The organism is Candidatus Binatia bacterium (genome assembly GCA_035631035.1).
In the GTDB taxonomy this organism is placed as follows: Bacteria; Eisenbacteria; RBG-16-71-46; order SZUA-252; family SZUA-252; genus DASQJL01.
The window spans coordinates 1-3,259 of the sequence record DASQJL010000058.1 but is presented as its reverse complement, the minus strand read 5'-3'; the positions used below and the strand labels follow the sequence as shown (position 1 = coordinate 3,259).

Genomic DNA, 3,259 nt, shown 5'->3' with positions numbered 1-3,259 from the left:
CAGTCCACGCCCATCGCATTGGTGACGGCGTCGGCCGCGACCACGTGGACGAATCGCGTGCGGTCCACCTGCACGCCGTCGATCTTCGTCTGGTTGTAGGGTCCGCTCTGGGCGGAGAGGCCGATCTCCGTGTCGACGGAGGGCTGGATCGCAAACCGTGCCGAGGGCGCGGGCAGTCCGTTCTGGTCACCGTAGTTGTTGCGGCCGGCGGGGAGGCGCGTGCCGCCCGCGGCGTCCATCACGATGCCGTCGTCGAAGCCCGTGACCAGGTCCACCTCATAGGTGAAGGGCATCGCGCGCGACCAGTTTCCCGCGCCGCGCAGCCCGGCGCCCAGCTCGGCGTTGGGCACGCCCAGGATCTCGGTGGCCACCAGCGAGCGCTCGCCGAACTCGTATTGCGGCGCGTCGTGATCCAGGTTCGTGCGGCCGAGCGGCACCAGGAAGATCCCCGCGTGCGCTTCGCGCGCGCCCCTGCCGAGGCGCGCGATCAGCTCGGCGCGCTCCAGGGTGAAGTCGTCGGGAACGCGGTCGTACGAGGCTTGCCCACCCAGGCGGAGCCGCGATCCCAGCTTCGCGAGGAAGAAGCCGTTCGCGCGGCCCACGTGGAACCAGGATGGATCGGAGACGCCCGCGGTGCGGTCGTAGCCGAAGCGCAACTCCCCGTGCCCGCCCCAGGCGATGTTCTCGAGGCTGCCGTGGTAAGGCGCGGCGTCGGGCGAGAAGGCATGCTCGTCCTGGACGACGAGGACGGTCGCGGGATCGGAGCGTGTGGTCGTGCCATGAGCGGTGCCGGTACGAGGCGGAGACACCCGGGTGGGCGCGGTGTGCGTCGCGTCGGCGGTGCGCGCGGCGGTCGTGGTGGTCGCCGGCGCGGTCCCGGCAGCAGTGGTTCCGGTCGCGGACGCCGTACGAGCGGCCTCGGTCGCGGCCAGGTCCGTTTCAGACATTTTCTTGGGAGCGGCGGGAGTGGTCCCGGCTGAAGCGGTGGCCCAAGACACGAGAGCCCACACCGCCATCAGACCGGCTCCGACCACTCGCTTCCGCGCCGCCCCATTGGGTGCCGCCCCTCTCGTGGGAGGCACCTCGCTCGGCGTCGCCCGTCTCATGGGCGCCGCCCCTTTCCTGTGTGCCGGCCCTATCGTGGGCGCCGCACCATGGATCAATCTCATCGTGACTCCACGAAGTCGACGACATCCAATTTGTCGGCGGTCGGCATCGCGAGATAGGCATCGCGCGCGGCCGACGCTTCTCCCCCGTGAAACCGCACGGCCTCGTCAACGCTGTGCGCGCGGCCGTCGTGAAGCAGCAACAAGCGCCCGCCCAGGAACTCCCGGGCGATGCGCATGCCCCAGAGGGGGGCCGTGCGCCACTCGTGGCCGTCGGCGCTCCCGTCGGGCCGGTTGTCCGCGAGCGCGTCGCCCAGGTCGTGCAGCAACAGATCCGAATACAGAGCGACATCGCGGTTCGACAACGCCTCGATCTCGTGCGGGCCGGTGTGGAGCACGGGCGTGTGGCAGCCCGTGCACCGCGCGCCGGCGAACAGCGTCTGCCCCCGCTCCCGCGCCGGAGTCATCTCCCCCGGCGACGGGGGCGCGAGCATGCGCATGTACTGCGCGAGATCGTGGATCTTCGCCACGCTCACCTCGGGCTCGGGAGCGCGATCCACGCCGGCCGCGACCTCCGGCCCCAGCGGGTTCACGTTCTCCACCGGCCGGAACTCCGACGTGATCCCCATGTCCTGGTGGTACGCCTCGGTCACCTGCTGCACCAGGGAAGAGACCGACCCCTTCCGCCCAAAGCGGCCCGCGCGCGGCGTCGTTCCGCCACCGGGATCGTCAGCGGGCAGATAAGGGGCCGGAGTCACCCAGTTCACGCGCCCCGAGATGCCGTCCGCGTTCGCGTCGCCGGGATCCTCGCCGGCCGCGATCGTGGAATCGGAGATCGCCTCGATCAGCCCCACGCCGAACACCGGCGGCGGGAGGCGGTAGGAGACGTCCACTCCGGACGGAAGCCGCTCCGCCACGGCCCCGGGGATCGCCTTGTCCTGAAGCTGCGGGCCCCCCTCGCTGAAATCGAGATCGGTCCCGCGGCTGAACCGCACCAGCACGTTCTCGGGCTTCCCTCGCCCATCCCCGCTGTGACACGACGCGCACGAGACGTTGTTGAAGATCGGCCCGAGCCCCTCGTTGATCGTGAACGCCTTCCGAAACTGGGTGTGCCCGTCCTGGAAGTCGCCCAGCTCGCCGTTCGAAAGCCCGTCCAGCGGCTGGTCGAAGCGCTCGCCCGCCGAGGGCTCGGTCGTGAGGAGCTTCCCGCAGCCCGCCGACATGAGCGCCGCGACCGCGGCCGACGCCACGACCGCCGCGCAAAATGCAATTCGAGCATGCGAAGGCCGCATGACGGACATGGGAATGGCTCGCCTCCCCCGAGGTTTGGAGCGGGTCCAAGTCGTAGTTGGCAAGAGGCAGGCCAGGGTTGGGGGCGCCCAGGCATGGGCGGGTCCGGAATTTGCCTGAGCCCTTCCGGTCCATGGAACTGACGTTCGGCAAAAGCGAAGACCCAGCACCGCTCGGCAAGGGGGATAAGAGATGAAAACGCTCGCACGTCACATCGCGGCGATGGTGTGCGCCGCCGCGACGCTCGCGCCCGCCGCCTCCATCGCCGGGACAACCCCGACCACACCCGACGTCCGCGCGCATCGTGCGATCTCCGGCACCGACCTAGGCCGATCGCTCGTCTCCGCCGGCGCGGTGGAGTTCAGCCCCAGCGTCACGTTCACGCACCAGAACTTCAAGCGCGAGGGCTATGGCAACGTGGATCACTTCACGCAGCTCGACGTGAAGCCCACGGTCGGCTTCTGCCTGAGCGACCACTACGAAGTGAACGCCGGTTTCCTCGCGCGCCACACGTCCACGAACGGAACCGACGACACCGCGCTCGGCGCGACGGCGGGGCTCACCTATAACTTCTCGCGCCACGGCTCGGTAATTCCCTTCGCCAGCCTCGGCTTCGGCGCGCTCTTCTACGACGGCTTCACGATGAGCAACACCGCGGTGCTCGCGCCGATGCTCTCGGGCGGCGTGCGCGTGCCGGTAGGCGCGATGGCGTCGGTGAACATGAGCATGGGGTACCAGCACGAGTCGAACGCGGACGGCGAATTCAACGCCAGCGCGAATCGGATCCTGGCGTCGGTGGGCGTGTCGCTGTTCCCGTGGAGAACGAAGTAAAGCTAAGGGCAATGGTTTGACTGACACCGGTA

Annotated in this window: 3 protein-coding genes; 1 reads left to right on the top strand and 2 read right to left on the bottom strand. The window is 69.3% G+C overall.

Going from position 1 to position 3,259, the window contains the following annotated elements:
• The coding region (locus tag VE326_05460; protein ID HYJ32648.1) for a hypothetical protein at positions 1-947 on the bottom strand (947 nt) is incomplete at its 3' end.
• Positions 948-1,165: 218 nt separating this feature from the next.
• A complete protein-coding gene (locus VE326_05455; GenBank protein HYJ32647.1) occupies positions 1,166-2,356 on the bottom strand; it encodes a di-heme oxidoredictase family protein in 1,191 nt (396 codons plus the stop codon).
• Positions 2,357-2,588: 232 nt separating this feature from the next.
• On the opposite strand from VE326_05455, the gene VE326_05450 reads away from it, so the two are divergent.
• Positions 2,589-3,227 carry a hypothetical protein gene (locus VE326_05450; GenBank protein HYJ32646.1) on the top strand — a complete coding sequence of 213 codons (639 nt, stop codon included), beginning with the start codon at positions 2,589-2,591 and terminating at the stop codon, positions 3,225-3,227.
• Positions 3,228-3,259: the final 32 nt, after the last annotated feature.

What these genes read in the sequence shown, in the direction of transcription:
- VE326_05450 (HYJ32646.1), top strand. Translation starts at nt 2,589, where the DNA reads ATGAAAACGCTCGCACGTCACATCGCGGCGATGGTGTGCGCCGCCGCG.